Source organism: Vibrio sp. 10N.261.52.A1, assembly GCF_002876325.1.
Lineage (GTDB): Bacteria > Pseudomonadota > Gammaproteobacteria > Enterobacterales > Vibrionaceae > Vibrio > Vibrio chagasii.
Genome location: NZ_MCYD01000343.1, coordinates 1 through 307 on the forward strand (window position 1 = coordinate 1; position 307 = coordinate 307).

The 307-nt window shown below is 40.1% G+C and carries 1 protein-coding gene; it reads left to right on the top strand.

The genetic code is table 11. From position 1 onward, the window contains the following. The coding region (locus tag BCT81_RS29000; RefSeq protein ID WP_133152537.1) for an amino acid--tRNA ligase-related protein at window positions 1–177 on the top strand (177 nt) is incomplete at its 5' end. Window positions 178–307: the final 130 nt, after the last annotated feature.

A 307-nucleotide genomic window follows, 5' to 3' on the forward strand; every position in this document is an offset into this window, starting at 1 on the left:
GACCGTCTAGCAATGCTACTTTGTGGTACAGAGAACATCCGTGACGTTATCGCATTCCCGAAAACAACAGCTGCAGCATGTCTACTAACAGACGCGCCAAGCCTAGCAAACCCAGCATCTCTGGAAGAGCTAGCAATCACAGTTAAAGCAGCACAAAAAGAAGAGTCGGCTGAATAAGCTAAGCACTCTATCTTTTAAGTGACTCTTTATTGGAGTGACTTTTTGTTTAGTAAATAAAAATGCCCGTTAATTTAACGGGCATTTTTTTTATCGTTCGATATACTAAGCTGATAAAGCATGTATAAAT